The organism is Mesorhizobium sp. M7A.F.Ca.US.011.01.1.1, from assembly GCF_003998295.1.
Taxonomy (GTDB): domain Bacteria; phylum Pseudomonadota; class Alphaproteobacteria; order Rhizobiales; family Rhizobiaceae; genus Mesorhizobium.
In genome coordinates this window covers 14642-40405 of record NZ_RZRT01000034.1, presented here as the reverse complement: position 1 = coordinate 40405, position 25764 = coordinate 14642, and the positions used below count along the sequence as shown (strand labels likewise).

Here is a 25764-nt window from a genome sequence, read left to right as displayed (position 1 = left end):
GGTCTTGTTCTTGACGCGAATAACCATCATATTTCGCCACAGGCATGCTGGAGCCCTGCCAGCGGCGCCTGGGTCTGGAAGGACCTGACACCGGACGGGGCAGAAGCAATAGAGGACTACAATGGCTGATCCCATTCGCAACTACCAGACGCGCGCCGTGCCCGGCGTCAGCGTCGGTGCTGACATCGATCAGGGCCTGCGCGCCTACATGATCAAGGTTTACAATCTGATGGGGCTTGGCCTCCTCATCACCGGTCTTGCCGCTGTCGGCACGATCATGCTGGCCACCACCACAGATCCGGCTTCGGCTGTCGCGACGCTGCCAAGCGGCGAGATGCTGACTTCGTTCGGCTACGCGATCTTCGGTTCGCCGCTGCGCTGGGTGGTGATGCTGGCGCCGCTGGCCGCCGTGTTCTTCCTGTCGTTCAGGATTCAGTCGATGAGCGTCGCTGCCGCGCAGACCACGTTCTGGGTCTATGCCGGTCTCGTCGGCCTGTCGCTGTCGTCGATCTTCCTGGTCTACACCACGGCCAGCATCTCGCAGACCTTCTTCGCCACCGCCGCCGCTTTCGGCGCGCTGTCGCTGTTCGGCTACACCACCAAGCGCGACTTGACGGCGATGGGCTCGTTCCTGATCATGGGCGTGTTCGGCATCATCATCGCGTCGGTGATCAACATCTTCCTGCAGTCGTCGGCGCTGTCCTTTGCCGTGTCGGCGATCGGCGTGCTGGTCTTCGCGGGCCTGACCGCCTATGACACGCAGAAGATCAAGGAGATGTATTTCGAGGGCGACACATCCGACGTCGCCGGCCGCAAGGCGATCATGGGCGCACTGACGCTCTATCTCGACTTCATCAACCTGTTCATGTTCCTGCTGCAGTTCATGGGCGACCGCCGCTAGTTCAGCAGCGCTTGGACCATCGAGTTCCAGAAGGGCGGCCCAACGGCCGCCCTTTTCTTTTGTGCCGGCCTTTGCTGTTGTTGCGAGCTATGAGCACTATCACGATTAGACCCGCGACAGCGGCTGACCTCGACAGCGTCACGGACATCTATGCCGACGCGGTGACCCAAGGCACGGCGAGCTATGAGCTGGAGCCGCCGAGCCGTGCGGAGATGGGTGTTCGATTCGACAGCCTGATGGCCGGCGGCTTTCCTTACCTGGTGGCGGAGAAGGACGGCACCGTTCTCGGCTACGCCTATGCCGGCGCCTTCCGGCCACGCCCGGCCTATCGCTTCATCGTCGAGGATTCGGTCTATGTCGCGCCCGAGGCCAAGGGCCAAGGCGTCGGGCTCAAGCTGATGCAAAGCCTGATCGAGGCAGTGACGACGGCGGGCTTTCGCCAGATCATCGCGGTGATCGGCGATGGCCGTCCCGACAGTGCCTCGGTGCGGCTGCACGAAAAGCTCGGCTTTCGCTATTCGGGACGCCTCGAAGGTTCCGGCTACAAGCATGGGCGCTGGCTGGACACGGTGTTCATGCAGCTGTCGCTGAATGGTGGGGCATCGGCGCCGCCCGATCCGAGCTCGCTGCCGGAGCGGAAGTTTCGCCTTAGAGGGGGCTGAAGCGAGGAATTGGGGAATTGAAGAACTGAAGAACTGAAGAAGAAGGCGGTTACATCAGGCGTCGAGTGCCCTTTTCTTCAATTCTTCAATTCTCTAGTTTCTTCAATTCCGTAGCTCAAGCCTCTACAACCTTGAGCTTGCTGTCGAACACACCAAGCACGCGGCCAAGTTCCTGACCGCGCTTCAAGATGCGGCCGCCGGCGGCGATGACAGCGAAGGCGCCCTGCTTGCGGGCCAGTTTCGGATCCTTGACGATCTGGAACAGCGGCACTTCACTGGTGCGGCGGAATACGGAAAACACGGCGCGGTCCGCAAGATGATCGATGGCGTAGTCGCGCCATTCATTGGCGGCGACCATGCGTCCGTAGAGCCTGAGGATCTGGTCCAGCTCGCGGCGGTCGAACCGTACCGGCTGATCGAGACGTTCGCGTCGCGCCTCGTGCAGCGGGATCAATATCGCGGATGCGTCCCCATCCCCCGTCCCGCCGCTGTCATCCGTCATGCCTCGATCCTTCAAAATGAATCTTTGCCAACCAAAGTTGGCGTGTTCGCGACTGAATTGCAAGGCCCGGCGAACCGAGCCCCGCGCCGCGCCGTTTTCGTCACGTCCAGTCACTTTTATGAAACGCCGTGTTGGAATTGGTGATGTTCCGCCACATTTCTGCCTTTTTTTATCCGCGCTCATGCCCCAATGTCCGACGAATTTACCGGTGTTGCCTGAGACGGTTCGGTCCGGCACCGGCTCGTAAACCCCAAGCCCCCCGCCCACGGGTCTGCGTCGGATCGAACCAACCTCGGTTCTTCTTCGGAAGAATCGGGTGCGACGATCCCAAAACCTAAATGACCGACGTCAGAAGCAAGCTGACGTCGGTTTTTTATTGGGTGGTGAGTCGAGTGCGGTTTCACCGAGCGTCGCATCCCCCTCACCCGGAGTGCCAACCGAATTGCGAAGGGGCAATTCGGGACAATCCGACCTCTCCCCGAGGGGAGAGGAGATCGCGGGGGCGCTTTATCTCTTCTCCCCTCGGGGAGAAGGTGGCCGCGAAGCGGCCGGATGAGGGGCCTCCCATCCACAGTCCTAGCGAAGATGGGGGGCGCCGGCGTCCGTTACGGCTTGTGGATGAACGCGGCGCCAAGAATGGGACCGGGCATGCCGTCCTTGCCGACCGACTGCAGCAGCACGGCGCAGCCGCCCTTTTTGGCAATCTCGCTCATCGGCAGTTCGTAGCGCTGTGCCTTGCCATGCCACATGCCGGCGGTCTGTATCCCGGTGACGGCGTTCCAGTAGGTCATCTTGCGGCCGGTATTCTCGCCCTCGCCGACCTTGACCGTCTGCGGCGGGTCGAAATAGACGATGACGACATGGGCGTCGCTGGGGCCGTTGCCGGCATCGCCGGCGTCGATCGTCACACGGTCGCTGGTGCGGCTGACCTTGACGGCGACGCGCATGCCTTCGCCGCTCTTGGCCATGCGGGCGAGCGCGCCATCGACCTCGCCGCGGCTGGCGCCGTTGACGTGGACACGGCCATTGATGACGGCCTGCGGCGTGTAGACGGAGCGGCTGCCGAAGGCGCGCATGTAATCGTATTGCCGCTCGGTGTTCTCCTTGCGGCCCAGCGTGTCCTGCCAGCCGAGATAGTCCCAATAGTCGACGTGATAGGCGAGCGCGACGATATCTTCCTTGGCGGCAAGTTCGGAGAACAGAGTATCGGCCGGCGGGCAGGAACTGCAGCCCTGGCTGGTGAACAGCTCGACCACGCCCAATGGCCTGTCGATCTGGGGCCTGTCGATCTGGACCCGGTCGGCATGGGCGCGATCGGATTCGCCGGCATGCCCGGCGCCGGCAGACGCCGAGAAGGCCAGCGCAAGAGCTGCCAGCCACAATGATTTTCGCGAGGCCATGGCCATTCCGATTCCCGCCGGTGGTGCCGGCTTTATCTTGATTGCTAAAATATGTGGCAGAACCGGAAGTCAACGGGAAGTCACGTTGCAGTGAAATTTTGCCATTGCAGCCGACCGCAACCCCGCAATAGGAAGGATCTGCGCTTCAGGATAGAAACCGATTCGGGCGGCAATCGCGATGTGGCAAACGTTTTTGGCGCCAGTCGACCTCTATTGCGAGCGGACCGGCCCGGAATTCTGGTCCGAACCCGTCAACGCCCTGACCAATCTCGCCTTCATCGCCGCCGGCCTGTGGGGCGTGCGCGAGGTGCGAAGGCTGGGCACCGGCGCCTTCGCCGAGGTGCTGGCCTGGTGGGTGGTGGCGATCGGCATCGGTTCGACGATCTTTCACACCTTTGCGACCAAGGGCACGGTCTGGGCCGACGTGCTGCCGATCGCCGGCTTCACGCTGGCCTACACGCTGTTCAATCTGCGTCGCTTCCTCGGCATGCGATGGGGCAAGGCCATCGCCATCTTCATCGCTTTCTATGTGATTGCCGGGGCGATAACCCTTGCCGTGCCGGACTGGCTGCGCCAGGCGTCGAACGGTACGACGGGCTATCTGCCGCCGTTCCTGGCGCTCGCCTTCTTCGGTGTCTGGGTGACGGGGAGCGGCAATCGCGCCGGCTGGTACAATCTGGCGGGCTCGGCGATCTTCGTCGTATCCGTCATCTGCCGGATGATCGACCCGGTGGTCTGCGGAAGCTTTCCGCTCGGAACGCACTTCCTCTGGCACATCCTCAACGGGCTGATGCTCAGCGTGCTTTTGGCGGCGGCGGCGCGGTTTGGGAAGCCGAAGGTAGGGGAATAGGGGAATAGGGGAATAGGGGAATAGGGGAATAGGGGAATAGGTATTCCCTTCCCTACTCCCTTACTGCCCTACTCCCTTACTCCCTACTAAGCTGCGAGATCGCGCAGCACGTATTGCAGGATGCCGCCGTTCTTGAAGTAATCGAGCTCATCCAGCGTATCGATGCGGCAGATGATCGGCACATTCTTCACCGTGCCGTCGCCATAGGTGACCTTGGCGATCATCGTCTGGCGCGGTTTGATGGTGCTCAAGCCGTCGATCTCGACCAGCTCGTCTCCCTTGAGGTTGAGCGATGCCCATGAGGTGCCTTCCTCGAAGACGAAGGGGATAACGCCCATGCCGACCAGGTTCGAGCGATGGATGCGCTCGAAGGACTGGGCGATGACCGCGCGGACACCAAGGAGATTGGTTCCCTTGGCCGCCCAGTCGCGCGACGAGCCGTTGCCGTATTCGACGCCGGCGAAGACAACCAGCGGCACGCCTTCCCTTTTGTATTCCATCGCCGCGTCGTAGATCGATTCCTCTTCCTTCGACGGGTAGTGGATGGTGTAGCCACCCTCGCGGCCGTTCTCGCCCAGCATGTGGTTGCGGATGCGGATGTTGGCGAAGGTGCCGCGCATCATCACCTCGTGATTGCCGCGCCGCGTGCCGTACTGGTTGAAGTCGGCGACGCCGACGCCGTGGTCGGTGAGGTATTTGCCGGCCGGCGAGGCCGCCTTGATCGATCCGGCCGGCGAAATGTGGTCGGTGGTGATCTTGTCGCCGAACAGGCCGAGCACGCGGGCGCCCTTAATGTCGCCGATCTTGCCGAAACCTGACGTCATGCCGGCGAAATAGGGCGGGTTCTGCACATAGGTCGAGTTGTCGTCCCAGGCATAGGTCTGGCCTTCCGGCGCCTTGACGTTCTGCCAGTACTCGTCGCCCTTGAAGACGTCGGCATATTTGCGGGCGAACAGCTCGCGGGTGACGTTCTTCTCGATGAACTCCTGGATCTCGGCCGAGCTCGGCCAGATATCCTTGAGGTAGACCGGCTCGCCGTTCTTGTCCTCGCCGAGCGGCTCGGTGGTCAGGTCCTTTGTGACGGTGCCGGCCAGCGCGTGCGCGACGACCAGCGGCGGCGAGGCCAGATAGTTCGCCTGCACGTCGGGCGAGACGCGGCCTTCGAAGTTGCGGTTGCCGGACAAGACCGCGGCAGCGATCAGGCCCTTGTCGTTGATGGTCTTCGAGATCGGCGCCGGCAGCGGGCCGGAATTGCCGATGCAGGTGGTGCAGCCGAAGCCGACCAGGTTGAAGCCGATCTGATCGAGTTCCTTCTGCAGGCCGGATTTCTCCAGATACTCGGCGACCACCTGGCTGCCCGGCGCCAGCGAGGTCTTCACCCATGGCTTCTGCTTCAAACCGAGGCGGTTGGCGTTGCGGGCCAGGAGGCCGGCGCCGATCAGCACACTCGGGTTCGAGGTGTTGGTGCACGAAGTGATGGCGGCGATGACGACGTCGCCATGACCGAGATCATGGTCGGTGCCTTCGACTGCGTAGCGTTTGGAGATTTCGGCGGCCTTCTTGTATTCGGTCTCCATCGCCTTGGCGAAACCTTCCGGAATGCCTTCCAGGGCGACGCGGCCCTCGGGCCGCTTGGGTCCGGCCATCGACGGGACGACGGAGCCAAGTTCCAGCTCGAGCAGATCAGTGAACACCGGATCGGTCGAGCCGGTCTCACGCCACATTCCTTGAGCCTTGGCATAGGCCTCGACCAGCGCGATGCGGTCCTCGCTGCGGCCGGACATTGTGAGATAGCGGATGGTTTCCGAGTCGACCGGGAAGAAGCCGCAGGTGGCGCCATATTCGGGCGCCATGTTGCCGATGGTGGCGCGGTCGGCCAGCGTCATGTTGGAGAGGCCCGGCCCGAAGAACTCGACGAACTTGCCGACGACGCCCTTCTTACGCAGCATCTGGGTGACGGTGAGCACGAGGTCGGTGGCGGTGACGCCTTCTTTGAGCTTGCCGGTGAGGCGGAAGCCGATCACCTCAGGCAAAAGCATGGAGACAGGCTGGCCGAGCATGGCCGCCTCGGCCTCGATGCCGCCAACGCCCCAGCCGAGCACGCCAAGGCCGTTGATCATGGTGGTGTGCGAATCGGTGCCGACGCAGGTGTCGGGATAGGCTGTCGTTTCGCCGTCCTCGGTGTTGGTCCACACCACCTGGCCGAGATATTCGAGGTTGACCTGATGGCAGATGCCGGTGCCGGGCGGCACGACGCGGAAGTTGCGGAATGCCTGCTGGCCCCATTTGAGGAATTTGTAGCGCTCCTCGTTGCGCTCATATTCCAGCTCGACATTTCGAGCGAAAGCCATCGGCGTGCCGAATTCGTCGACGATGACGGAATGGTCGATGACGAGGTCGACCGGCACCAGCGGGTTGATCTTCTGCGGATCGCCGCCGAGCGAAGCCATGGCGTCGCGCATCGCGGCAAGGTCGACCACGGCCGGAACGCCGGTGAAATCCTGCATCAGCACGCGGGCCGGGCGATAGGCGATCTCGACACCGGCGGTGCCCTTGTCGGTCAGCCAGCCGGCCACCGCCTGGATCGATTCCTTGGTGACGGAGCGGCCGTCCTCGTTGCGCAGCAGGTTTTCCAGCAGCACCTTCATCGAATAGGGCAGCTGCGAGATGCCGGTGAGACCGTTCTTCTCGGCCTCGATGAGGTCGAAATAGCCATACTCCGCGCCGCCTGCGGTCAGCGTGCGGCGGCAATTGAAACTGTCGAGGGATTTTGACACGTGCGATCCTTGTCTGTTCAGCCTGAAAGGGAACGGACGCCGATGGCATGCAATCACGCGCAAAGGTGCGGGTACGGCCATTTCCGCTGTCCGTTCCCAAGCAACCCGAGCCGTTCAAGGCGGCGCGTGCGCTGGTTCGGCGCTAATTCTGTTCCCGTGCCGACCGCTGGCACGGATGCACCGCATATAGAGAATTTTCTGGAATAGTTCTAGACAGTTGGAAAGCAAATTTGTGCGATGCGGCAGCGGCCGCGACACATGGTTTCAGGGCAGGCGAGGAATGCGGCTGATCGCCGAAAATCTGTGCGGCGAGCGAGGCGGCGAGGCGGTGTTTTCCGGCATCGATTTTGCCTTGGAGGAGTGTCGGGCGCTCATCGTCACCGGGCCGAACGGATCGGGCAAGTCGACCCTGCTGCGGGTCATCGCCGGGCTGCTGCCGGTGGCGCAAGGCAGCGTGAGGATCGAGGGTGGCGGCGAAGCGTTTCCGTCTGTTGCCTCGGCCTGTCACTACCTTGGCCACCAGAACGCAATGAAGCCGGCGCTCAGCGTGGCGGAGAATTTGCGCTTCTGGCGCGACTTCAACGGCGACGGACAGCTCGGTGTCGAAGAGGCGCTGGAAACGGTCGGGCTCGGTGGCATCGGCCATTTGCCGTTCGGCTATCTATCGACCGGGCAACGGCGCCGGGCGGCGATCGCGAAACTGCTGGTCAGCCACCGGCCATTGTGGTTGCTGGATGAGCCGACAGCAGGGCTGGACAAGGCGTCGGAGGCGCGGTTTGCGGGGTTGATGGCCAAGCATTGCACGGATGGCGGGATGATTGTCGCGGCGACGCATCTGCCGCTGGGGATCGAGGGGATGGAGTTGAGGATGGGGGAAACGGGTTGATGATGGCGCGCGAGCATCTCATACCATGCTAGCCCTCTTCCTGCGCGACATCCGCCTCAACATCCGTGCGGGCGGCGGGGCGCTGACCGGGGTCATCTTCTTCCTTGCCGTCATTGCCACCATCCCGTTCGGTGTCGGGCCGGACCTGAAGCTGCTGGCCCGCATCGGACCGGCCATCCTGTGGATCGGCGCGCTGCTGTCCTGCCTGCTCGGGCTCGACCGGTTGTTCCAAGCCGATCGCGAGGACGGGTCGCTCGATCTCCTGGTACTCGGCAATGATCGCCACATGCTGGCCTTGACGGTGCTGGTGAAATGCCTGGCGCATTGGGCGGGCAGCGTGCTGCCGCTGGTCATTGCGGCTCCCTTGCTCGGCCTGTTCATGAACATGGAGCCCCTCGGCATCGGCGCCACGGCGCTGACGCTGCTGGTCGGCACGCCGGCCATCACATTCATCGGCGCCGCCGGTGCTGCTGTGGCAGTGGCGCTGCCGCGTGGCGGGCTGCTGATCTCGGTGCTGGTGCTGCCGCTGACCATTCCGGTGCTGATCTTCGGCGTTTCGGCAAGCTATGGGGCGACCGCCAATCCCGATCCGTTTCTGCAGCCCTTCCTCATTCTTGCCGCGCTGACCCTGTTTCTTGGCGTGCTGGGTCCGGTCTCGGCGGCGCTGGCGCTGCGCCATGGCACGGATTGACGCGGCGTATGACTGCGGCGCGGCGACCGATTGCGAAGCCGACGGAGCGAGGCTAAGGAAAAGCATGTCTAGACTGGGCGACATGATCGGCTTGGAAGGCCGCACTTCAGCGGGGCCTGCCGCATGAGCGCGCATGCACTCTACGTGACCGCCGCCTATGGCATCACGGCCGTGGTGCTGGCCGGATTGATCGGCTGGATCCTGCTCGACCAGCGGGCGCGCAAGCGCGAGCTTGCCGAACTGGAGGCGTCCGGCGTGCGGCGGCGCTCCGACAAGGCGGCAAAGCCATGAGCACCGAAACGGAAACGCCGCCCCCACGCAGTCGCCGCCTGTTCGTGCTGTTGCCGCTGCTGATCTTCCTCGGCCTGGCCGGACTGTTCCTATCGCAGCTGCTGTCGGGGCGCGATGTTTCGGAAGTGCCGTCGGCGCTGATCGGCCTGCCTGCGCCGCAAACCAGCCTGCCGGCGCTGGAGGGCTCAAACCTGCCGGGGCTCGATTCGAAATCCTTCGCCGGCAAGGTCACGCTGGTCAACGTCTTTGCGTCATGGTGCGCGCCATGCCGCGAAGAGCACCCGGTGCTTCTGGCGCTGTCGCAGGACAAGCGTTTCACCATGGCGGCGCTGAACTACAAGGACCGGCCCGAAAACGCACGCCGGTTCCTCGGCGATCTCGGCAATCCGTTCCAGGCGATAGGGGTCGACGAAGCGGGCCGCGCGGCGATCGACTGGGGCGTCTATGGCGTGCCGGAAACCTTCGTCATCGGCAAGGACGGCAAGATCGCCTACAAGCATGTCGGCCCGCTGACGCCCGAGACGGCGAGAGATCTCTTGCTGCCACAGATAGACAAGGCGCTGGCGGCGTCGAACTGACGTCGCGACGCGCCTATACGCGTAGCTTCGTCATCCTAGGGCGAAGCAAGGAGCGGAGCGACGCAGCGCAGACCCTAGGATCCATGCCGCGACATTCGCCGGGAAATACCGCGGTCCGAAACGCGCGCTTGCCAGCGCGAAATCACGGATTATCGCAAAACAAATTCTGCACCGCTGTGGTGCTCGAAAATCACGGCATGGATCCTGGGGTCTTCGCAACGCTTCGCGTCGCTACGCCCAAGGATGACGAACGTGATGGGCTGACCGAATGCTCAGCCGTAGATCTGCTTGTGGATCTGGTAGAGCATTTCCGAGCGGTCGGCGCGCATGTCGGCCAGATCGCGGCTGGAAAAGCTGTCGATTTCGGCGACCAGGCGGTTGTAGTGCTTGCGCTTGGCAATGCTGTTGCGAGCGCGGGTCATGAGACTGTCGAGGATCATAGCAAGGTTCCTTTTAGCGCCGCGTTTCGGCGGCCGTTTCTTCCTCCCTTGATCGATACGAAGCATGACATAGTAATGGTGCGTTGCAAAAAGAAGATGTTGCAATGCACCATTGCGCCCAGCGCATAGCCGGTTAATGCGGCGTTGACGTCATGCGCGGAGCCGGCAAGCGATTTGTCTTGGCTGCGCTTTTTGCATGACACTGTGCGTACCCACATTGCCTTCTGTCCCTCCGGCTGGCTTGATCCGGTGTCATTGATGCCGGAGGAAAAGCATGGCGGCCGCAGACTATTATGAAATTCTCGATCAGCGCTTCGCGCGCCTGTTCAACGGCAACGCGCAGGTCGAGAAGCTGTTCACCGGATGCCAGTGGGCGGAGGGGCCGGCCTGGTTCGCCGCCGGCCGCTATGTCGTCTGGTCCGATATCCCCAACAACCGCATGCTGCGCTATGACGAGACTGACGGCAATGTCAGCGTCTTCCGGCAACCGTCCGGCAATTCGAACGGCAACAGCGTCGACCGGCAGGGCCGGCTGATCACCTGCGAGCATTCGGGCCGCCGTGTCAGCCGCACCGAGTTCGACGGCTCGGTCACCACGATCGCCGCCAAATGGAAGGGCAAGCGGCTGAATTCGCCCAACGACGCGGTGGTGAAATCCGACGGTTCTATCTGGTTCACCGATCCGAGCTACGGCATCGATACGGATTATGAGGGCGACAGGGCCGAGAGCGAAATCGGCGCCTGTCATGTCTACCGGGTCGATTCCGGCACCGGCGAGGTCGAAGCCGTCATCACCGACATGGTCCGGCCCAACGGGCTCGCCTTCTCGCTCGACGAGAGCAAGCTTTATGTCGTCGATACCGGTCGCACGCATGGCGGGCAGAATCCGGCGCATATGCGGGTGTTCAATGTCGGCAAGGGCGGCAAGAAGGTTTCGGGCGAAAAAGTCTTCGCCGACTGCACCGCCGGCCTGTTCGACGGCTTCAGGCTCGACGAGGACGGCCGCATCTGGACCAGTGCCGCCGACGGCATCCATTGCTACGATCCGGACGGCACGCTGATCGGCAAGGTCAAGGTACCGGAAGTCACCGCCAATTGCGTGTTCGGCGGCAACAAGCTGAACTGCCTCTACATCGCCGGCACCACGTCGCTCTACATGGTGCGGCTGATGGTCAACGGCGCCAAGACATACTGAGACTGGAGCACTGGCGGCCGTTCGACGGTTTCATCGAAGCGGGTCGCGAGCACGAACATCCCGGGAGGACAAAATGCCATTCGTCAACATCCGCATCGTCAAGGAAGTGATATCAGCCGATCCGGCGGGCAAGAAGGCGGACATCGCCAAAAAGGTCACGGCGGCCATCATGGACGCCACCGGGCTGAGCAACGACGATGTCTGGGTGGTTTTTGAAGAGGTCAATGCGCGCGATTGGTATGTTGGGAAGACGGATGTGGAGACGCTGCGAAAGGGTTGATTTCGAAGGCATGGCGAAGCCCCTTTCCTTCGTCATCCTAGGGCGAAGCAGTCGCGAAGCGACGTCGCGGAGACCCAAGGATCCATGCCGCGACTTTCGAGCAGGGCACAACGGTGCAATACTGTCTTTGGCGGTCCGTGTAGTATCCAACGTTAGGCTGCCCTTCTTGGACCGATGCATTCTCGGCAAAGGTCGCGGCATGGATCCTAGGGTCTGCGCCGCGTCGCTTCGCTCCTTGCTTCGCCCTAGGATGACGAATGCGTGGTGGGTCGGCACTCAACGGGCGCGGATAAAGTCCGCGAAAGCATTCAGCGAATCGCGCATCGCCAGCCGGTTCGCCGGCTCCGCCAGGATGCTCTCGACCTCCGGCGGCTTCTTGCCGAGCAGGGCAATCTCCAGCACATCGTCGCAAAGCGCGAACGACATGGTGCGCATGATCTCGGCCAGTGCGGCGCGGGCAAACAGCGAGCGCGGCGAGGCGTGCACCAGCATAGCCGGCTTGGCGACGGCGGCGTCGCGCGAGACCAGCCAATCGAGCCCGTTCTTCAGCCCGCCCGGCACGCCATGGGCATATTCCGGACAGGAGACGATCACGCCGTCGGCTCGGGTGACGGCATCGATCAATTCGGAGGCTTCGAGCGGCGTCCGCTCGCCCTCGTCGTCGGGATTGAAGATCGGCAGACAGCCAAGCCCGTCATAGACGCTGACGCGGCAGCCGGGCGGTGCGTTGCGCGCCAGTGCTGCGATCAGGGCCGAATTGCTGGAAGCCGCGCGCAGGCTTCCGGAAATGGCAAGAATGTTCAGCAAGATGGACCAGTCAGGACGAATCGTAGGGTCGAAAAACCTACCACATCGTCTTCTTGTATTCCTCGTCGAGCCAGCGGTCGGTCGCCTCGGCGGAATCGGCAACCGCCAGCTGATCGCGCATGATCTGGCCGAGCGTCGGCAGCGTCGCACGGTCGTACCAGGTTTCCGGCTTCCACAGGTCCGAGCGCATGAAGGCTTTTGCGCAATGCATGTAGGCGGCCTTGACGCTGACCACGACGACGCTTTGCGGTTCCCTGCCGTCAACGGCGAGCCGCTCGCGCAAATTTGCGTCGACGGTGATGCGGGCATCGCCGTTGACGCGCAGCGTCTCGTTCATGCCGGGAATGAGGAAGAGCAGCCCGACAGAGGGATTGAGGAGAATGTTCTCCAGCGTGTCGAGCCGGTTGTTGCCGGGCCGGTCGGGAATGGCGATGGTGGTGTCGTCGAGAACGGTGGCAAAGCCCGGTTTGTCACCCTTCGGCGTCACGTCGGCGTTGCCGGCACCGTCGGACGAGCCGATCAGCACGAACGGGCTCTTGCCGATGAAGGAGCGGCAATGGCCGTCAAGTTTTTTCAGCTCCTTGCGGATAGAACCGTCGGTCGGCCGTGGCGTCTTGTAGATCGTCCTCAACTGGTCGCGCGTGGTGATGAATTCCATGTCCCTCTCCCCAGAACGGTTCATTGTTTCACGAACGCAGAACCGCTTTTTCTACTTTCCGGTTCTCTCTTCTTTTTTGCCGGCCTTGTCCTCGAGTGAATGACGCAGGATCAGCGGCATCTGGCTGAAGGTGAACAGAAGCGTGATCGGCATGATGCCCCAGACCTTGAAAGTAACCCAGGCGTCGGTGGAAAAATTGCGCCACACCACCTCATTGACGATGGCCAGGAACAGGAAGAACAGGCCCCAGCGGAAGGTCAGTTTCCGCCAGCCTTCGGCGTCGAGGCTGAAGGCCGAATCGAAGACATAGCCAAGCAGCGACTTGCCGAAGTAGAGCCCGCCGAGCAGCACGCCGCCGAACAGCGTGTTGACGATGGTCGGCTTCATCTTGATGAAGATGTCGTCCTGCAGATAGAGCGTCAGCGCGCCGAAGATGAAGACGACGACGCCCGACACCATCGGCATGATCGGCAAGGTGCGGGTGAGCAGCCACGAGGCGATCAGGGCGATTGCCGTGGCGGCCATGAACAGCCCGGTGGCGACGAAGATCGGCCCGCCGAACTCGGCCAGAACAGGGAATTTCTGCACCAGCCATCCGCCGCGCGCATTGGCGAAGAAGAACACCATCAACGGACCCAGCTCCAGCACCAGCTTGAGCAGCGGATTGACGCCTTCCTTCTTCTGCTTCTGCGGGTCCGACGGATCGCGTTCGAGAATGGGTGGGTTCATGGAATCTCTTTCTTGCGCATGATCTGATCCAAAAAGTCTGCAACTTTTTGGGCCATGCTTGTTAGGCCACTCCAGCGATCGCCCTGGCGAATTCGCTTGCCGAGAAAGGTTCGAGGTCGTCGACCTGTTCGCCGACGCCGATGAAATAGACCGGCAATTTGTGCTTTGCCGCGATCGCCACCAGAATACCGCCGCGCGCCGTGCCGTCCAGCTTGGTCATCACCAGGCCGTTGACGCCGGCGATATTGCGGAAGATCTCGACCTGGTTGAGCGCGTTCTGGCCGGTGGTGGCGTCGACTGTCTGCAGCACGGTGTGCGGTGCTTCCGGGTCGAGTTTGCCAAGCACGCGGACGATCTTTTCGAGCTCCGCCATCAGTTCGGTCTTGTTCTGCAGGCGGCCGGCGGTGTCGATGATCAGCACGTCGGAACCGGCCTCCTTGGCCTTCTCGAAGGCGTCATAGGCGAGCCCCGCGGCATCGGCGCCGATCTTGGAGGCGATGACCGGCGATTTCGTCCGCTCGCCCCAGATCTTCAGCTGCTCGATCGCAGCGGCGCGGAACGTGTCGCCGGCGGCGAGCATCACCGACAGGCCGCCATCGGTGAGCTTGGCGGCGAGCTTGCCGATGGTGGTGGTCTTGCCGGTGCCGTTGACGCCGACCACCAGGATGACATGCGGCTTGTGCGAGAGGTCGAGCTCCAGCGGCATGGCGACATGGGTCAGCACCTTCTCAACCTCGGCCGCCATGATGGCGCGGACCTCGGTGTCGGAAACGTCCTTGCCGTAGCGGCTGGCGGCCAGCGCGTCGGTAACGCGCAAGGCCGTCTCCATGCCGAGATCGGCGCGGATCAGCACATCCTCCAGGTCCTGCAAAGTCTCTTCGTCCAGCTTGCGCTTGGTGAAGACACCGGCAATGTTGCCGGTGAGTTCCTTGGAGGAGCGGGCAAGCCCGTCCTTCATGCGCTGGAACCAGGAGCGCCTCGGTGCCGGTTCCGGTGCCTTCTGCGGCTCGGCCTTCTGCTCGACCTTTTTGGTGACGGTCACCTTGCCGGGGGCGGCTTTCGGCTCCGGCGCGGGTTGTGGAAGAGACTGCGGCTCGGGCGCGATTTCCGCAATGACCGGCTGCGATTCGATCGGCGCAGGCTGGCGAATGGGCGCCTGTATTTCGGCAGTCGGAGCTTTGGGCGTCGGCGCTGAAACTTCGCCCTTCTCCCCGTCACTATACGGGGAGAAGGTCCCGGCAGGCGGATGAGGGGCGGCGCTGGCCTCTGAAGATGGCTGAAGAGGGGACGGCGCCGGGGTCGGCACCTCGATCGGGGCTGGTGTTTCTGCCGGAACCTCGACAGGCGTCGGCACTTCGACCGGGGCCGGCTCCGGCTGCTTTTCCGGCCGCGACGGGACGATCTCCGGCTCGGCCGGCGCCGGAGTAGGGACTTCTTGCGGCTGCGGTTCGGGAGTAGGCTTCGGAACGGCGGGAGGTGTTGGTATCTCCTCGGGCGCCGGCGGCTCAGCAGGCGTCTCGGGCGCTGGTTCTTCTTCCGGCTCGGGCTCCGGCAGAGGTTCTGGCTCTGAGGGAACAGCCGGCTCTGGTACTGGCGGGATGGTTGGCTCCGGCTCGGGCACCGGTTCCTCGACAGGCGCCGGCTGCGGCGCAGGAATTATCTCCGGCTCGGCCGGCGTCGGCGTCGTTTCCGCCTCGGGCCGCGGCTCGTCGCGCTTCAAGAACTCCGGAACGACCTGTTCGGCCGCCGGCTTCAGCGCATCGAGTGCTTCCCATTTGATCGGCGGCAGCGGGGCGGTCTCGTCGATCCGCTCCTCGACCACCTCTTTCTTGCCGAACGAAAATATCTTCTTGAAAAAACCAGCCATGCTTTGCGTTTCTCAGGCGGCGCGGGCGGCAAGCGGCGCCGCGATCAGCCGGATACCATCGTGGCCTGATATCTCAGCCTCGACGATCTCACCCGGTGCGCCCGTGCCGAGTGCGGCAAGCGTAAAACCCTCGGTGCGGCCAAGGCCGTCGCGCTCGATCAGGATCGACTGACGCGTACCGGTGAGCGACGACAGATGCCTGATATACGCAGCTTCACCGGCTGCGCGCAGCCGGGCGGCGCGCTGTTTGACCACCTCGCGGCGGAGCTGCGGCATGCGCGCGGCGGGCGTGCCTTCGCGTGGGCTGAAGGGGAAGACGTGGAGATGGGTCAGGCCACACTCCTCGACGATTTTCTCCGAGTTCTCGAACATTTCGTCGGTCTCGGTCGGGAAACCGGCGATGATGTCGGCGCCAAAGACGATACCGGGGCGCAGCTTGCGCACATCCTCGCAGAAGCGGATCGACTGATCGCGCAGATGGCGGCGCTTCATCCGCTTCAGGATCATGTCGTCGCCCGATTGCAGCGACAGATGCAAATGCGGCATCAACCTGGGCTCGGTGGCGATGGCATTGAGCAAATCGTCGTCAGCTTCGATCGAATCGATCGACGACAGCCGCAGCCGCTTCACGTCGGGCACCTGTTTCAGGATTGTTTTCACCAGCCTGCCGAGCTTCGGTGCGCCCGGCAGATCGGCGCCGAATGATGTCATGTCGACGCCGGTCAGCACGATCTCGGCATAGCCGTTGCCGGCGAGCCGCTTGACCTGCTCGACCACGGCGCCCATGGGCACAGAGCGCGAATTGCCGCGGCCGTAGGGAATGATGCAGAAGGTGCAGCGGTGGTCGCAGCCGTTCTGCACCTGGACGAAGGCGCGCGCCCGGCCCTCGATGGCGTCGACCATGTGGCCTGCGGTCTCACGCACCGAAAAGATATCGTTGACGCGCGCCTTCTCGGTGTCGTTGACGCCGAAATCCGGCAGCGCGCGATAGGAGTTGGCGTTCAGCTTCTCCTCATTGCCAAGCACGAGATCGACCTCGTCCATGGCGGCGAATTTTTCAGGCTCGGTCTGCGCGGCGCAGCCGGTGACGATGATGCGCGCCCGCGGGTTGTCGCGGCGGGCCTTGCGGATCGCCTGTTTGGCCTGGCGCACTGCTTCGCCTGTCACGGCGCAGGTGTTGAAGATCACGGCGCCACCTTCCAGCGCGCTCAGGCCGGCACTTTCAGCCTCGCGCCGCATCACCTGCGATTCATAGGTGTTGAGCCGGCAGCCGAAGGTGACGATATCGATTCCCGGGGATATCGGGCTCTTGGGCAGAGCGGACATCAGGCCGCGCTTTCAGTGTCGCGGGCCCATGTCCCGTTCGACGGGTCGAAGCTGCCGGAAAATTCCCATTCGGCAGCGCCCGTCAGGACCACATGGTCATCGTCGCGCCATTCGACATGCAGCGTACCGCCGCCGGGGGTCAACAGGCTAACGCTGCGGCCGGTCCGGCTGGTACGGGCGGCTGCGACCACGGCGGCGCAGGAGGCCGAGCCACAGGCCTTGGTCAGGCCGGCGCCGCGCTCCCATGTGCGGATGATCATGGTTTCGGGCGAAGTAACCTGAGCGATGGTTATGTTGGCGCGCTCGGGGAACATCGGGTGGTTCTCGAGCAGCGGGCCGAAGCGGTCGAGCTCATAGGACCAGACGTCATTGTCGACCCAGAAGATGGCGTGCGGATTGCCCATCGAGACGACCGAGGGTGAATGCAGCACCGGCGCGTCGATCGGGCCGATCTGCAGCTCGATCATCCGGGTGTCGCGGAACTCCTCGGCCAGCGGGATATCCTGCCAGCCGAAGCGCGGCGTGCCCATATCGACCGAGATCGAACCGTCGGCATGTTCGCGCGCATTGAGGATGCCCGCCACGGTTTCGAAGGTGAAGATCTTCTGGCCGGTCTCGGCGGCGAGCGCCTGGACGACGCAGCGCATGCCATTGCCGCAGGCCTGGGCGCTGGTTCCATCGGAATTCAAGATGTCGATGAAAAAGGCGGTGCCCGGCGTCCTGGCGTCATGGATCGCCATGATCTGGTCGAAGCTGGTCGCGGCATCGGCGTTCAGCGTAATCGCCGCCGCCGCCGCCACCCGATCGGCACGGCCACGCATATCGGCAACGATGATCTCGTTGCCGATGCCGTTCATCTTGGCGAAAGGGGCAGTGCTGGCCATTGCTCCGAAAAATTCCGTGTCCGTTTGGCGCTATATGGCGGAAACGGGCAGGAATTACCAGTGCGCCGCGGCTTGGTCACGGCGAAAGCGCCGGACTTATGTGACGGCGAAAATGCCCAGCACCACCAGCAGGAAGATGATCAGAACGATGCCGATAAGGATGCGCGCACCGGTGGCGGCCGCACCTGCCAGAGCCGGCATGCCGAGCAGGCTCGCCGCCGCGGCGACGATCAGGAGAATGATGATCCATTTGAGCATGGCAATGCCTCGCAAACCGACAGACTTTTCAACCACTTGAAAACGCGGTTGCCGCGCTGGGGTTCCGTCGAAACCGATGCGGATCAGGGCGCTATGTGCTCCGGTACGTCCCAGACCTCGCCCGGCCGCAAGGCGCGAAAGCGCTCGCGTGCGATGCCTTGATCGTCAAGCGCCTCGGTCAATTTGCGCGCCGGCTCGTCGATCGGCTCGTCGGTGAGCTGGAAAGTGCCCCAGTGGCAGCCGGCGGCATGGGCGGCATTGCACAGCGTCATACCTTGCACCGCTTCCCCAGGGTTCTGGTGCTGCGGCGCCATGAACCAGCGTGGCTCATAGGCGCCGATCGGCAGGATGGCGAAGCGGAAACCGCCATGTTTCTCGGCCATCAGCCGGTAGTTGATGCCATTGTGAAAGCCGGTGTCGCCGGCGAAATAGAGCCTGCTGTCAGGTGTTTCGACGACGAAGCCGGCCCACAGCGCCATGCGCCGGTCGCGGGCGCCACGCGCCGACCAGTGATGCACCGGCTCGACATGGACAGCGGCGCCATTGCCGATCTCGACCCTGTCGCCCCAGTCATGCGCCGACAGTCGCATGCCTGGCACGGCGGCTTCGATGATGGCGTCGTTGCCGAGCGGAGTGAGCACCAGCGGGTCGTGGCCGCCCTTCAGCCGCTTCAACGTGGCGAGGTCGAGATGGTCATAGTGGTTGTGGCTGACCAGAACGAGGTCGATCGGCGGCAGGTCGGCAAAGGCGATGCCTGGCGCATTGATGCGTTTTGGTCCGGCGAAGGAAAGCGGCGACGCGCGCAGCGACCACACCGGATCGGTAAGAATGTTCAGACCGGCCGTCTGGACCAGCAAGGTGGAATGACCAACCATGGTCACTTCCAGCGCGGCGCCCTCGACCCGAGCCGTCGGTTTCGCCTGCGGAAAGGGGCTTGCATCGCTCGCCGGCCATTTCGAGCGCTGGCCATTCAACTGCCATTTCAGCAGGTCGGCGAAACGGCCGGGTGGCTGGCCGTCGGGATTGAAGAACAATGCGCCGTCGAAATGGTCGCTGGGCGGGCCGCTGTAATAGCGATTGGCGGCAGTCTTTCTCGCGGCCAATTTGCGGCTCCAGCAGGGTTTCGTTTTCCAGACATAGGCGCTAAGGCGGTTCGCGCAAGCGTCCACCGACGAAGTGTTGACTGGAATCCCAAGCGACGCGCGACAAGCGGTCAGCCGTCCCATTGCGATAAAATTGCAACACTTCTGGCTGCAAACTGTATTTTAACCATATCGGGTTGAAATTTCGCCACCTTCTCCATCTTGGTGGGGGTGAGATTGTGCGGACGGCTTCCCCCCAGCCGGATCCGACGGAGGTTGGAATGACTTTTTCGAAGACCGGTCTGGTGGCCATATCGCTGGCGGCGCTCGTGGCGAGCGGCTGTTCGACCTCACGTTTTTCCTCGATGGATGACCAGCAGCCGGCACCGCTGGAGGCCGCGCCCGCCGGCAAGGTGACGGCGAACCAATTGCCGCCGCCAGCATCGCCCGGCACCACCGACCCGTCGCAATTCCCGACCGCTCCCGCAAACACGCAGGTCGCCGCGCTGCCTTCGGACGGTTCGGCGCCAGCCGGCGCTTCGGACGTGACCGCCGCCAGCGTTGCCGGTGTCTGGAACGCCAGCGTTGCGGGCCAGAGCTGCAAGGTGGCGACACCGCAGACCAAATTCGGCGCCGGCTTCCGCGCCGGTCCGCTGCATTGCCCGGCGCCGATGGACGGCATCAAGTCGTGGAACGTCGCCGGCAAGCAGCTGACGCTCTATGACGAGAGCGGCGGTGCGCTGGCGCGGCTCTATTCCTCGGGCGGCTCGAAATTCGACGGCCAGACTTCCAACGGCCAGCCGATTTCACTTACGAGATAGTTTTTGTTTTACGCAATTCCGGTTCCCGGAATCGCTCCAGAACGACGTGACCGATGCATCTGCGTGACGGCCTCCAGACCCATGCGACCGTCAGGCAGCGCTACGACCATCTGGTGGAAACCGGTACGATCGACCGCGATCCGGCGCAGGAACGGATCGTTGCGGCGCTCGACCGGCTGACCGATGAGATTTCGGCCAAGCGGCTGGCGCATAAGTCGAGCGCGCTGGGTTGGCTGTTCGCCCGCAAGCGCCAGACGCATGAGGCCGTCAAAGGCCTCTACATCCATGGCGGCGTCGGCCGCGGCAAGACCATGCTGATGGACATGTTCTTCGACTTGCTGCCGGTGCGGCGCAAGCGCCGCGTCCACTTCAACGACTTCATGGCCGACGTGCAGGACCGTATCCAGAAGCACCGGCAGGCGCGCAAGGATGGCGACGTCAGGGAAGAGGATCCGATCCCGCCGGTGGCCAAGGCCCTTGCGGAGCAAGCCTGGGTGCTGTGCTTCGACGAGTTCTCGGTCACCGACATTGCCGACGCGATGATCCTGTCCAGGTTGTTTTCGGCGCTGTTTGCCAGCGGCGTGGTGCTGGTCGCCACCTCGAATGTGGCGCCGGAAAACCTCTACACCGACGGGCTGAACCGCCAGCTTTTCCTGCCCTTCATCGGCATATTGGAGCGGCACACACAGGTGCTGGCGCTCGACGCCGACAAGGACTACCGGCTGGAAAAGCTCGCCCGGACACCGGTCTATGTGACGCCGGCCGATGCGGCGGCGGACCAGCTACTCGACGAGGCCTGGCAAGCCATGACGCGGGGCGCGCCGACCGCCGAGACATCGATTGCCCTCAAAGGGCGGCAGGTGATCGTGCCGCGTGCGGCGGGCGATGCGGCGCGGTTCTCCTTCGCCGATCTCTGCGAGAAGCCGCTTGGCGCGCGTGATTTCCTCGCGATCGCCGGGCGCTTCTCAACCATTTTCATCGACCACGTCCCGGTGCTCGGCGAAGGCAAGCGCAACGAGGCCAAGCGCTTCATCCTTCTGGTCGACACGCTCTACGACCATCATGTGCGGCTGGTGGTGAGCGCCGAAGCGCAGCCGCCACAGCTTTATGTGGCCAAGCGCGGCGTCGAAGTCTTCGAGTTCGAGCGCACCGCATCGCGGCTGATCGAGATGCAAAGCCGCGACTGGCTGGAGGATTGGGCGGAGCGGCAGAAAGGGAAGCCGGCGCCAGAGGGACAGCAGGCGCAGGCCTAGAAATCGGATCCGTAGCGTTCCTTCGCGCGCCTCTATCTCGCCAGCACGATCAAGGGCTCTGTTGTTGTCGAGCCAGCCGATCCGGCCTGACCTGCTCGTCGAACACATCCTTGGCGACCACCATCACAAGGGTGTCATCGCCAGCATCCAGCCTTACGATTTCCATCTTCATCGGCTACTTCTTCTCAAGCCGGCTTATAAACTTTGACGTTTACGTAAATCCCAAATGATCTAACCGATTGAAAACACTGACACCAAAATAATCGTTTGAATTTTTTCCATGCCGGGGCTATTGGGTGCGGCGAAAATTCGCGGTTCCCCGCAGCATTCCGGACTCTTCTTCGACGCCGCCATCAAATCACCAGAGATTTGAGACGTCGTCACCGACAAAGGGAAAACATCCTCATATGGCACGCAACAAGATAGCGCTTATCGGCTCTGGCATGATCGGCGGCACGCTCGCTCACATGATCGGCCTCAAGGACCTCGGCGACGTGGTGCTGTTCGATATTGCCGAAGGTATCCCGCAGGGCAAGGGGCTCGATATCGCGCAGTCGTCGCCTGTCGATGGCTTCGACTCCAGGCTCACCGGAATCAACGACTATGCCGGCATCGAAGGCGCCGACGTCTGCATCGTCACCGCCGGCGTGCCGCGCAAGCCCGGCATGAGCCGCGACGACCTTCTGGGCATCAACCTCAAGGTCATGGAACAGGTCGGCGCCGGGCTGAAGAAGTACGCGCCGAAGGCCTTCGTCATCTGCATCACAAACCCGCTCGACGCCATGGTCTGGGCGCTTCAGAAGTTCTCAGGCCTGCCCAACAGCCATGTCGTTGGCATGGCCGGCGTGCTCGACAGCGCGCGCTTCCGCTATTTCCTGGCCGAGGAATTCAAGGTCTCGGTCGAGGACGTTACCGCCTTCGTGCTCGGCGGCCACGGCGATTCCATGGTGCCGATGATCCGCTACTCGACAGTATCGGGCATTCCGCTGCCCGACCTCATCAAGATGGGCTGGACCTCGAAGGAGAAGCTCGACCAGATCGTACAGCGCACCCGCGACGGCGGCGCCGAGATCGTCGGCCTGCTCAAGACCGGTTCGGCTTATTATGCCCCGGCAGCTTCGGCGATCTCGATGGCTGAAGCCTATCTCAAGGACAAGAAGCGCGTGCTGCCCTGCGCGGCGTATCTCTCCGGCCAGTATGGCGTCAAGAACACCTATGTCGGCGTTCCCGTGGTGATCGGCGCCGGCGGCGTCGAGCGCATCATCGAGATCGAACTCAACAAGAGCGAGCAGAAGATGTTCGACTCCTCTGTGGCGACGGTGCAGGGCCTGACCGAGGCCTGCGTCAAGATCGCGCCGCAACTCGCCTCCAAATGAATCTCCAGTAAGTGAACCCCCAGTCGATCCGGAGACCATCCAGATGAACATCCATGAGTATCAGGGCAAGGCGCTGCTGAAGAGCTTTGGCGCGCCGGTGGCCGAAGGCGTGCCGGTGTTCAAGGCGAGCGAAGCGGAAGCCGCCGCCAAGGCGCTGCCGGGCCCGCTCTATGTGGTGAAGAGCCAGATCCATGCCGGCGGCCGCGGCAAGGGCAAATTCACCGAGCTCGGCCCGGACGCCAAGGGCGGTGTGCGGCTGGCGAAATCGGTGGCCGACGTCGTCGCCAACGCCAACGAGATGCTGGGCAACACGCTGGTGACCAAGCAGACCGGTCCGGCCGGCAAGCAGGTCAACCGCCTCTACATCGAGGACGGTGCCGACATCGAACGCGAGCTCTATCTGTCGATCCTGGTCGACCGTTCGGTCGGCCGCATCGCCTTCGTCGTCTCGACCGAAGGCGGCATGGACATCGAAGCGGTCGCCCATGACACGCCCGAAAAGATCATCACCGTCGCCATCGATCCGGAAAAAGGCGTCACGGCAGCCGACCTGAAGGCGCTCAACGGCGCGCTCAAGCTCGACGGCGATGCGGCCAAGGACGGCGATACGCTGTTCCCGATCCTCTACAAGGCCTTCGTCGAGAAGGACATGAGCCTGCTCGAGGTCAACCCGCTGATCGTCATGAAGAACGGCCGGCTGCGCGTGCTCGACGCGAAAGTGTCGTTCGACAACAACGCGCTGTTCCGCCACCCCGACGTGCTCGAACTGCGCGACACCACCGAAGAGGACGAGAAGGAAATCGAGGCGTCGAAATACGACCTCGCCTATGTCGCGCTCGACGGCAATATCGGCTGCATGGTCAACGGCGCCGGCCTTGCGATGGCGACGATGGACATCATCAAGCTCTATGGCGCCGAGCCCGCCAACTTCCTCGATGTCGGTGGCGGTGCGTCGAAGGAAAAAGTGACGGCTGCGTTCAAGATCATCACCAAGGATCCGGCGGTCAAGGGTATCCTGATCAACATCTTCGGCGGCATCATGAAGTGCGACATCATTGCCGAGGGCGTCATTGCCGCGGTCAAGGAAGTCGGCCTGGAAGTGCCGCTGGTGGTGCGCCTGGAAGGCACCAATGCCGAGCTTGGCAAGAAGATCATCAACGACAGCGGTCTCAACGTGGTGTCGGCCGATGATCTCGACGACGCAGCCAAGAAGATCGTGGCGGCGGTGAAGGGCTGAGCGGATGCCTCCGCGCAAGATAAACCTCGTCGAGGCGGCCGATCGGACCATCAGCAAGGTTTTCGATCCGCATATCGCCGGCGATGTCAACGACAGCCAGGCGAAGGTCGCCAAGTTCGGCGAGATGTTCGACTGGCATGCGCATGACAATGAGGACGAAGCCTTCCTCGTGCTGCGCGGGCGTATCGCCATCGATTTCCGCGACGGTCCGGTCGAGCTCGGCGAGGGCGATTTCATCGTCGTGCCGCGCGGCGTCGAACACCGGCCGCGCTCGCTGACCGCGGAACCCGTGGTGCTGATGTTCGAGCCGGCAACGACGCTCAACACCGGCAATGCCAAAAGCGACCTCACCGTCGCCGACCTGAAGCGGCTGTAACGAACTTGCGACTGCCACACAGTTACACATATACTGTGTGAAGTAGGCGCAGGAGAAAAGAGAAATGAAGAACATCACTCTGGCAGTCGAAGACGAGGTCTTGGAGCAGGTCAAGCTGACGGCCGCCGAACAGCGAACGACCGTCAACGCCATGGTGCGGGAGTTTTTCTCGGCAGTGGCCGCCAAGCGGTACGCCAAGGACGAGGCACGGCAGGCCCTTCTGCGGCTCGCCCGCGAGGCGGCAGGCGACATGGGTGGCAAGAAATGGAACCGGGAAGCTCTCTATGATCGCTGACTGCTTCCTCGACACGAACATCCTCGTCTATGCCGCCATCGGACACAAGGCCGAGCGCGCGAAGTATGAGCGCGCCGTGGAGTTGATCGCCAAGGAAGACTATTCGACCTCCGCACAGGTGCTGCAGGAGTTCTATGTCAACGTGACCAAGCGAGCTGAGGTCACACTGGCGCCGGCGAAGGCGGCCGAATGGGTCGCCGCGATCTCCATGAAGCCCTGCCAGGATCTGGATAGCGCCGTTGTAATGCGGGGCATCGCGAACGCGCAACGCTACCAGATTTCATATTGGGATGGCGCCATCATCGCCGCCGCCGAGCGCCTTGGCGTCAAGATACTCTACACCGAAGACCTCAACCACGGGCAGTCTTATGGCTCCGTGGTCGCCATGAACCCCTTCCGCAATCACTGATCAGGTCGCAAAAAATGTCCATTCTCGTCGACAAGAACACCAAGGTGCTGGTGCAGGGCCTGACCGGCAAGACCGGCACGTTCCACACCGAACAGGCGCTGTCTTATCACGGCACGAAAATGGTCGGCGGCATCCACCCGAAGAAGGGTGGCGAGACGTGGACCGGCGCGAAGGGCGAGAGCCTGCCGATCTTCGCCACCGTCGCCGAGGGCAAGGAAAAGACCGGCGCCAACGCCTCCGTCGTCTATGTGCCGCCGGCGGGTGCCGCCGAGGCCATCCTGGAAGCGATTGAGGCCGAGATCCCGCTGATCATCTGCATCACCGAAGGTATCCCGGTGATGGACATGATCAAGGTCAAGGCGCGGCTCGACCGCTCGACGTCGCGGCTGATCGGGCCGAACTGCCCGGGCGTGCTGACGCCCAACGAATGCAAGATCGGCATCATGCCCGGAAACATCTTCCGCAAGGGCTCGGTCGGCGTTGTTTCGCGGTCGGGAACGCTTACCTATGAGGCAGTGTTCCAGACCACCAATGTCGGCCTCGGCCAGACCACCGCCGTTGGCATTGGCGGCGACCCCGTCAAGGGCACCGAATTCATCGACGTGCTCGAAATGTTCCTCGCCGATGACGAGACCAGGTCGATCATCATGATCGGCGAGATCGGCGGTTCCGCCGAGGAAGACGCCGCGCAGTTCCTCAAGGACGAAGCCAAGCGTGGCCGAAGCAAGCCGATGGCCGGTTTCATCGCCGGGCGCACGGCGCCGGCCGGCCGCACCATGGGCCATGCGGGCGCGGTCATCTCCGGCGGCAAGGGCGGCGCGGAAGACAAGATCGCGGCGATGGAATCGGCTGGGATAAAAGTATCGCCCTCGCCGGCGCGGCTAGGCACGACGCTGGTCGAGGCGATCAAAGGGTAAGGGAATAGGGGAGTAA

At 63.0% G+C, this 25764-nt stretch carries 31 protein-coding genes; 17 read left to right on the top strand and 14 right to left on the bottom strand.

The genetic code is table 11. The features are described from left to right. Positions 1 to 121 precede the first annotated feature (121 nt). Together EOA13_RS25205 and EOA13_RS25200 are read left to right on the top strand one after the other, a co-directional pair. Positions 122 to 901 carry a Bax inhibitor-1/YccA family protein gene (locus EOA13_RS25205; protein ID WP_127296342.1) on the top strand — a complete coding sequence of 260 codons (780 nt, stop codon included), beginning with the start codon at positions 122 to 124 and terminating at the stop codon, positions 899 to 901. 89 nt (positions 902 to 990) lie between these two features. Next, entirely contained in the window at positions 991 to 1563 is a 573-nt protein-coding gene (locus EOA13_RS25200; protein WP_127296341.1) for a GNAT family N-acetyltransferase, read from the top strand. Between the two features lie 115 nt (positions 1564 to 1678). Here EOA13_RS25200 and EOA13_RS25195 read toward each other — a convergent pair whose 3' ends face one another. Both EOA13_RS25195 and EOA13_RS25190 read right to left on the bottom strand, forming a co-directional pair. After that, complete coding sequence (locus tag EOA13_RS25195) at positions 1679 to 2065, bottom strand: DUF2794 domain-containing protein (protein ID WP_023811306.1); 387 nt, start codon at positions 2063 to 2065, stop codon at positions 1679 to 1681. 605 nt (positions 2066 to 2670) lie between these two features. Beyond that, entirely contained in the window at positions 2671 to 3471 is an 801-nt protein-coding gene (locus EOA13_RS25190) for a thioredoxin family protein (RefSeq protein ID WP_127269003.1), read from the bottom strand. 172 nt (positions 3472 to 3643) lie between these two features. Between EOA13_RS25190 and EOA13_RS25185 the strand changes: the two genes are divergently transcribed. Further along, complete coding sequence (locus EOA13_RS25185; RefSeq protein WP_127296340.1) at positions 3644 to 4315, top strand: ceramidase domain-containing protein; 672 nt, start codon at positions 3644 to 3646, stop codon at positions 4313 to 4315. An 86-nt stretch (positions 4316 to 4401) separates the two neighbouring features. Here EOA13_RS25185 and acnA read toward each other — a convergent pair whose 3' ends face one another. Continuing rightward, complete coding sequence (acnA, locus tag EOA13_RS25180) at positions 4402 to 7092, bottom strand: aconitate hydratase AcnA (protein WP_127296339.1); 2691 nt, start codon at positions 7090 to 7092, stop codon at positions 4402 to 4404. 280 nt (positions 7093 to 7372) lie between these two features. Between acnA and ccmA the strand changes: the two genes are divergently transcribed. The 4 genes from ccmA (at position 7373) to EOA13_RS25160 (ending at position 9538) form a co-directional block, all read left to right on the top strand. After that, positions 7373 to 7978, top strand: a complete 606-nt coding sequence (ccmA, locus tag EOA13_RS25175) for a heme ABC exporter ATP-binding protein CcmA (RefSeq protein WP_127296338.1) — start codon at positions 7373 to 7375, stop codon at positions 7976 to 7978. A 25-nt stretch (positions 7979 to 8003) separates the two neighbouring features. Beyond that, entirely contained in the window at positions 8004 to 8669 is a 666-nt protein-coding gene (ccmB, locus tag EOA13_RS25170; RefSeq protein WP_127296337.1) for a heme exporter protein CcmB, read from the top strand. A gap of 123 nt (positions 8670 to 8792) precedes the next feature. Next, entirely contained in the window at positions 8793 to 8960 is a 168-nt protein-coding gene (gene ccmD / locus EOA13_RS25165; RefSeq protein WP_127268184.1) for a heme exporter protein CcmD, read from the top strand. Further along, the gene (locus tag EOA13_RS25160; protein WP_127296336.1) at positions 8957 to 9538 is read left to right on the top strand and encodes a DsbE family thiol:disulfide interchange protein; all 582 of its coding nucleotides are present in this window, start codon (positions 8957 to 8959) and stop codon (positions 9536 to 9538) included. The genes ccmD and EOA13_RS25160 overlap by 4 nt, the downstream gene beginning before the upstream one ends. Before the next feature lie 272 nt (positions 9539 to 9810). Here the strand turns inward: EOA13_RS25160 and EOA13_RS25155 are convergent, their stop codons facing one another. Further along, positions 9811 to 9978: a hypothetical protein gene (locus tag EOA13_RS25155; RefSeq protein WP_013528833.1), complete on the bottom strand. Its 168-nt coding sequence runs from the start codon at positions 9976 to 9978 to the stop codon at positions 9811 to 9813. Next, positions 9975 to 10196 carry a hypothetical protein gene (locus EOA13_RS25150; protein WP_127296335.1) on the bottom strand — a complete coding sequence of 74 codons (222 nt, stop codon included), beginning with the start codon at positions 10194 to 10196 and terminating at the stop codon, positions 9975 to 9977. The genes EOA13_RS25155 and EOA13_RS25150 overlap by 4 nt, the downstream gene beginning before the upstream one ends. Positions 10197 to 10252: 56 nt before the next feature. Here EOA13_RS25150 and EOA13_RS25145 point away from each other — a divergent pair, with 56 nt between their 5' ends. Together EOA13_RS25145 and EOA13_RS25140 are read left to right on the top strand one after the other, a co-directional pair. Next, positions 10253 to 11173 carry an SMP-30/gluconolactonase/LRE family protein gene (locus EOA13_RS25145; RefSeq protein ID WP_127296334.1) on the top strand — a complete coding sequence of 307 codons (921 nt, stop codon included), beginning with the start codon at positions 10253 to 10255 and terminating at the stop codon, positions 11171 to 11173. A gap of 73 nt (positions 11174 to 11246) precedes the next feature. After that, positions 11247 to 11453, top strand: a complete 207-nt coding sequence (locus EOA13_RS25140) for a 4-oxalocrotonate tautomerase family protein (RefSeq protein WP_023811297.1) — start codon at positions 11247 to 11249, stop codon at positions 11451 to 11453. 276 nt (positions 11454 to 11729) lie between these two features. Here EOA13_RS25140 and EOA13_RS25135 read toward each other — a convergent pair whose 3' ends face one another. The 8 genes from EOA13_RS25135 to EOA13_RS25100 all read right to left on the bottom strand — a co-directional run bounded on the left by EOA13_RS25135 (position 11730) and on the right by EOA13_RS25100 (position 19085). After that, on the bottom strand, positions 11730 to 12260 hold the full coding sequence (locus EOA13_RS25135; protein WP_127296333.1) for an NADPH-dependent FMN reductase: 531 nt from the start codon (positions 12258 to 12260) through the stop codon (positions 11730 to 11732). Positions 12261 to 12297: 37 nt separating this feature from the next. Next, positions 12298 to 12918, bottom strand: coding sequence for a pyridoxamine 5'-phosphate oxidase family protein (locus EOA13_RS25130; RefSeq protein ID WP_023811295.1), 621 nt, complete (start codon positions 12916 to 12918; stop codon positions 12298 to 12300). Positions 12919 to 12969: 51 nt separating this feature from the next. Next, on the bottom strand, positions 12970 to 13647 hold the full coding sequence (locus EOA13_RS25125) for a septation protein A (RefSeq protein WP_127296332.1): 678 nt from the start codon (positions 13645 to 13647) through the stop codon (positions 12970 to 12972). A 61-nt stretch (positions 13648 to 13708) separates the two neighbouring features. After that, complete coding sequence (gene ftsY, locus EOA13_RS25120) at positions 13709 to 15514, bottom strand: signal recognition particle-docking protein FtsY (protein WP_127296331.1); 1806 nt, start codon at positions 15512 to 15514, stop codon at positions 13709 to 13711. Positions 15515 to 15526: 12 nt separating this feature from the next. Further along, positions 15527 to 16840, bottom strand: coding sequence for a tRNA (N(6)-L-threonylcarbamoyladenosine(37)-C(2))-methylthiotransferase MtaB (mtaB, locus tag EOA13_RS25115; protein WP_127296330.1), 1314 nt, complete (start codon positions 16838 to 16840; stop codon positions 15527 to 15529). After that, positions 16840 to 17724, bottom strand: coding sequence for a diaminopimelate epimerase (dapF, locus tag EOA13_RS25110; RefSeq protein ID WP_127296329.1), 885 nt, complete (start codon positions 17722 to 17724; stop codon positions 16840 to 16842). Before dapF ends, mtaB begins: the two co-directional genes overlap by 1 nt. 96 nt (positions 17725 to 17820) lie before the next feature. Further along, positions 17821 to 17982 carry a DUF1328 family protein gene (locus tag EOA13_RS25105; RefSeq protein ID WP_013528842.1) on the bottom strand — a complete coding sequence of 54 codons (162 nt, stop codon included), beginning with the start codon at positions 17980 to 17982 and terminating at the stop codon, positions 17821 to 17823. 83 nt (positions 17983 to 18065) lie between these two features. Beyond that, the gene (locus EOA13_RS25100; protein WP_127296328.1) at positions 18066 to 19085 is read right to left on the bottom strand and encodes an MBL fold metallo-hydrolase; all 1020 of its coding nucleotides are present in this window, start codon (positions 19083 to 19085) and stop codon (positions 18066 to 18068) included. A gap of 260 nt (positions 19086 to 19345) precedes the next feature. On the opposite strand from EOA13_RS25100, the gene EOA13_RS25095 reads away from it, so the two are divergent. Next, on the top strand, positions 19346 to 19885 hold the full coding sequence (locus tag EOA13_RS25095; RefSeq protein ID WP_127296327.1) for a protease inhibitor Inh/omp19 family protein: 540 nt from the start codon (positions 19346 to 19348) through the stop codon (positions 19883 to 19885). Positions 19886 to 19938: 53 nt separating this feature from the next. Further along, positions 19939 to 21138 (top strand): cell division protein ZapE, encoded by a 1200-nt coding sequence (gene zapE, locus EOA13_RS25090; protein ID WP_127296326.1) that lies wholly within the window; start codon positions 19939 to 19941, stop codon positions 21136 to 21138. Positions 21139 to 21187: 49 nt separating this feature from the next. Here the strand turns inward: zapE and EOA13_RS39420 are convergent, their stop codons facing one another. Continuing rightward, complete coding sequence (locus EOA13_RS39420; RefSeq protein WP_281040875.1) at positions 21188 to 21310, bottom strand: hypothetical protein; 123 nt, start codon at positions 21308 to 21310, stop codon at positions 21188 to 21190. A gap of 235 nt (positions 21311 to 21545) precedes the next feature. On the opposite strand from EOA13_RS39420, the gene mdh reads away from it, so the two are divergent. From mdh to sucD, 6 genes are all read left to right on the top strand, one after another. Then, entirely contained in the window at positions 21546 to 22514 is a 969-nt protein-coding gene (gene mdh / locus EOA13_RS25080; RefSeq protein ID WP_013528846.1) for a malate dehydrogenase, read from the top strand. Between the two features lie 43 nt (positions 22515 to 22557). Continuing rightward, complete coding sequence (sucC, locus tag EOA13_RS25075) at positions 22558 to 23751, top strand: ADP-forming succinate--CoA ligase subunit beta (RefSeq protein ID WP_127296325.1); 1194 nt, start codon at positions 22558 to 22560, stop codon at positions 23749 to 23751. A 4-nt stretch (positions 23752 to 23755) separates the two neighbouring features. Next, positions 23756 to 24127, top strand: coding sequence for a cupin domain-containing protein (locus tag EOA13_RS25070; protein ID WP_127296324.1), 372 nt, complete (start codon positions 23756 to 23758; stop codon positions 24125 to 24127). 64 nt (positions 24128 to 24191) lie between these two features. Next, positions 24192 to 24422, top strand: coding sequence for a hypothetical protein (locus EOA13_RS25065; RefSeq protein WP_023811284.1), 231 nt, complete (start codon positions 24192 to 24194; stop codon positions 24420 to 24422). After that, entirely contained in the window at positions 24412 to 24831 is a 420-nt protein-coding gene (locus EOA13_RS25060; RefSeq protein WP_127296323.1) for a PIN domain-containing protein, read from the top strand. Before EOA13_RS25065 ends, EOA13_RS25060 begins: the two co-directional genes overlap by 11 nt. Positions 24832 to 24845: 14 nt before the next feature. Beyond that, the gene (gene sucD / locus EOA13_RS25055; protein ID WP_127296322.1) at positions 24846 to 25748 is read left to right on the top strand and encodes a succinate--CoA ligase subunit alpha; all 903 of its coding nucleotides are present in this window, start codon (positions 24846 to 24848) and stop codon (positions 25746 to 25748) included. Positions 25749 to 25764: the final 16 nt, after the last annotated feature.

Bases quoted from the DNA above. Each gene is read 5' to 3' on its own strand.
- EOA13_RS25205 (WP_127296342.1), top strand. From the start codon at position 122: ATGGCTGATCCCATTCGCAACTACCAGACGCGCGCCGTGCCCGGCGTC.
- EOA13_RS25200 (WP_127296341.1), top strand. From the start codon at position 991: ATGAGCACTATCACGATTAGACCCGCGACAGCGGCTGACCTCGACAGC.
- EOA13_RS25195 (WP_023811306.1), bottom strand. From the start codon at position 2,065: ATGACGGATGACAGCGGCGGGACGGGGGATGGGGACGCATCCGCGATA.
- EOA13_RS25190 (WP_127269003.1), bottom strand. From the start codon at position 3,471: ATGGCCATGGCCTCGCGAAAATCATTGTGGCTGGCAGCTCTTGCGCTG.
- EOA13_RS25185 (WP_127296340.1), top strand. From the start codon at position 3,644: ATGTGGCAAACGTTTTTGGCGCCAGTCGACCTCTATTGCGAGCGGACC.
- ccmA (WP_127296338.1), top strand. From the start codon at position 7,373: ATGCGGCTGATCGCCGAAAATCTGTGCGGCGAGCGAGGCGGCGAGGCG.
- ccmB (WP_127296337.1), top strand. From the start codon at position 8,004: ATGCTAGCCCTCTTCCTGCGCGACATCCGCCTCAACATCCGTGCGGGC.
- ccmD (WP_127268184.1), top strand. From the start codon at position 8,793: ATGAGCGCGCATGCACTCTACGTGACCGCCGCCTATGGCATCACGGCC.
- EOA13_RS25160 (WP_127296336.1), top strand. From the start codon at position 8,957: ATGAGCACCGAAACGGAAACGCCGCCCCCACGCAGTCGCCGCCTGTTC.
- EOA13_RS25155 (WP_013528833.1), bottom strand. From the start codon at position 9,978: ATGATCCTCGACAGTCTCATGACCCGCGCTCGCAACAGCATTGCCAAG.
- EOA13_RS25150 (WP_127296335.1), bottom strand. From the start codon at position 10,196: ATGTGGGTACGCACAGTGTCATGCAAAAAGCGCAGCCAAGACAAATCG.
- EOA13_RS25145 (WP_127296334.1), top strand. From the start codon at position 10,253: ATGGCGGCCGCAGACTATTATGAAATTCTCGATCAGCGCTTCGCGCGC.
- EOA13_RS25140 (WP_023811297.1), top strand. From the start codon at position 11,247: ATGCCATTCGTCAACATCCGCATCGTCAAGGAAGTGATATCAGCCGAT.
- EOA13_RS25130 (WP_023811295.1), bottom strand. From the start codon at position 12,918: ATGGAATTCATCACCACGCGCGACCAGTTGAGGACGATCTACAAGACG.
- EOA13_RS25125 (WP_127296332.1), bottom strand. From the start codon at position 13,647: ATGAACCCACCCATTCTCGAACGCGATCCGTCGGACCCGCAGAAGCAG.
- ftsY (WP_127296331.1), bottom strand. From the start codon at position 15,514: ATGGCTGGTTTTTTCAAGAAGATATTTTCGTTCGGCAAGAAAGAGGTG.
- mtaB (WP_127296330.1), bottom strand. From the start codon at position 16,840: ATGTCCGCTCTGCCCAAGAGCCCGATATCCCCGGGAATCGATATCGTC.
- dapF (WP_127296329.1), bottom strand. From the start codon at position 17,724: ATGGCCAGCACTGCCCCTTTCGCCAAGATGAACGGCATCGGCAACGAG.
- EOA13_RS25105 (WP_013528842.1), bottom strand. From the start codon at position 17,982: ATGCTCAAATGGATCATCATTCTCCTGATCGTCGCCGCGGCGGCGAGC.
- EOA13_RS25095 (WP_127296327.1), top strand. From the start codon at position 19,346: ATGACTTTTTCGAAGACCGGTCTGGTGGCCATATCGCTGGCGGCGCTC.
- zapE (WP_127296326.1), top strand. From the start codon at position 19,939: ATGCATCTGCGTGACGGCCTCCAGACCCATGCGACCGTCAGGCAGCGC.
- EOA13_RS39420 (WP_281040875.1), bottom strand. From the start codon at position 21,310: ATGAAGATGGAAATCGTAAGGCTGGATGCTGGCGATGACACCCTTGTG.
- mdh (WP_013528846.1), top strand. From the start codon at position 21,546: ATGGCACGCAACAAGATAGCGCTTATCGGCTCTGGCATGATCGGCGGC.
- sucC (WP_127296325.1), top strand. From the start codon at position 22,558: ATGAACATCCATGAGTATCAGGGCAAGGCGCTGCTGAAGAGCTTTGGC.
- EOA13_RS25070 (WP_127296324.1), top strand. From the start codon at position 23,756: ATGCCTCCGCGCAAGATAAACCTCGTCGAGGCGGCCGATCGGACCATC.
- EOA13_RS25065 (WP_023811284.1), top strand. From the start codon at position 24,192: ATGAAGAACATCACTCTGGCAGTCGAAGACGAGGTCTTGGAGCAGGTC.
- EOA13_RS25060 (WP_127296323.1), top strand. From the start codon at position 24,412: ATGATCGCTGACTGCTTCCTCGACACGAACATCCTCGTCTATGCCGCC.
- sucD (WP_127296322.1), top strand. From the start codon at position 24,846: ATGTCCATTCTCGTCGACAAGAACACCAAGGTGCTGGTGCAGGGCCTG.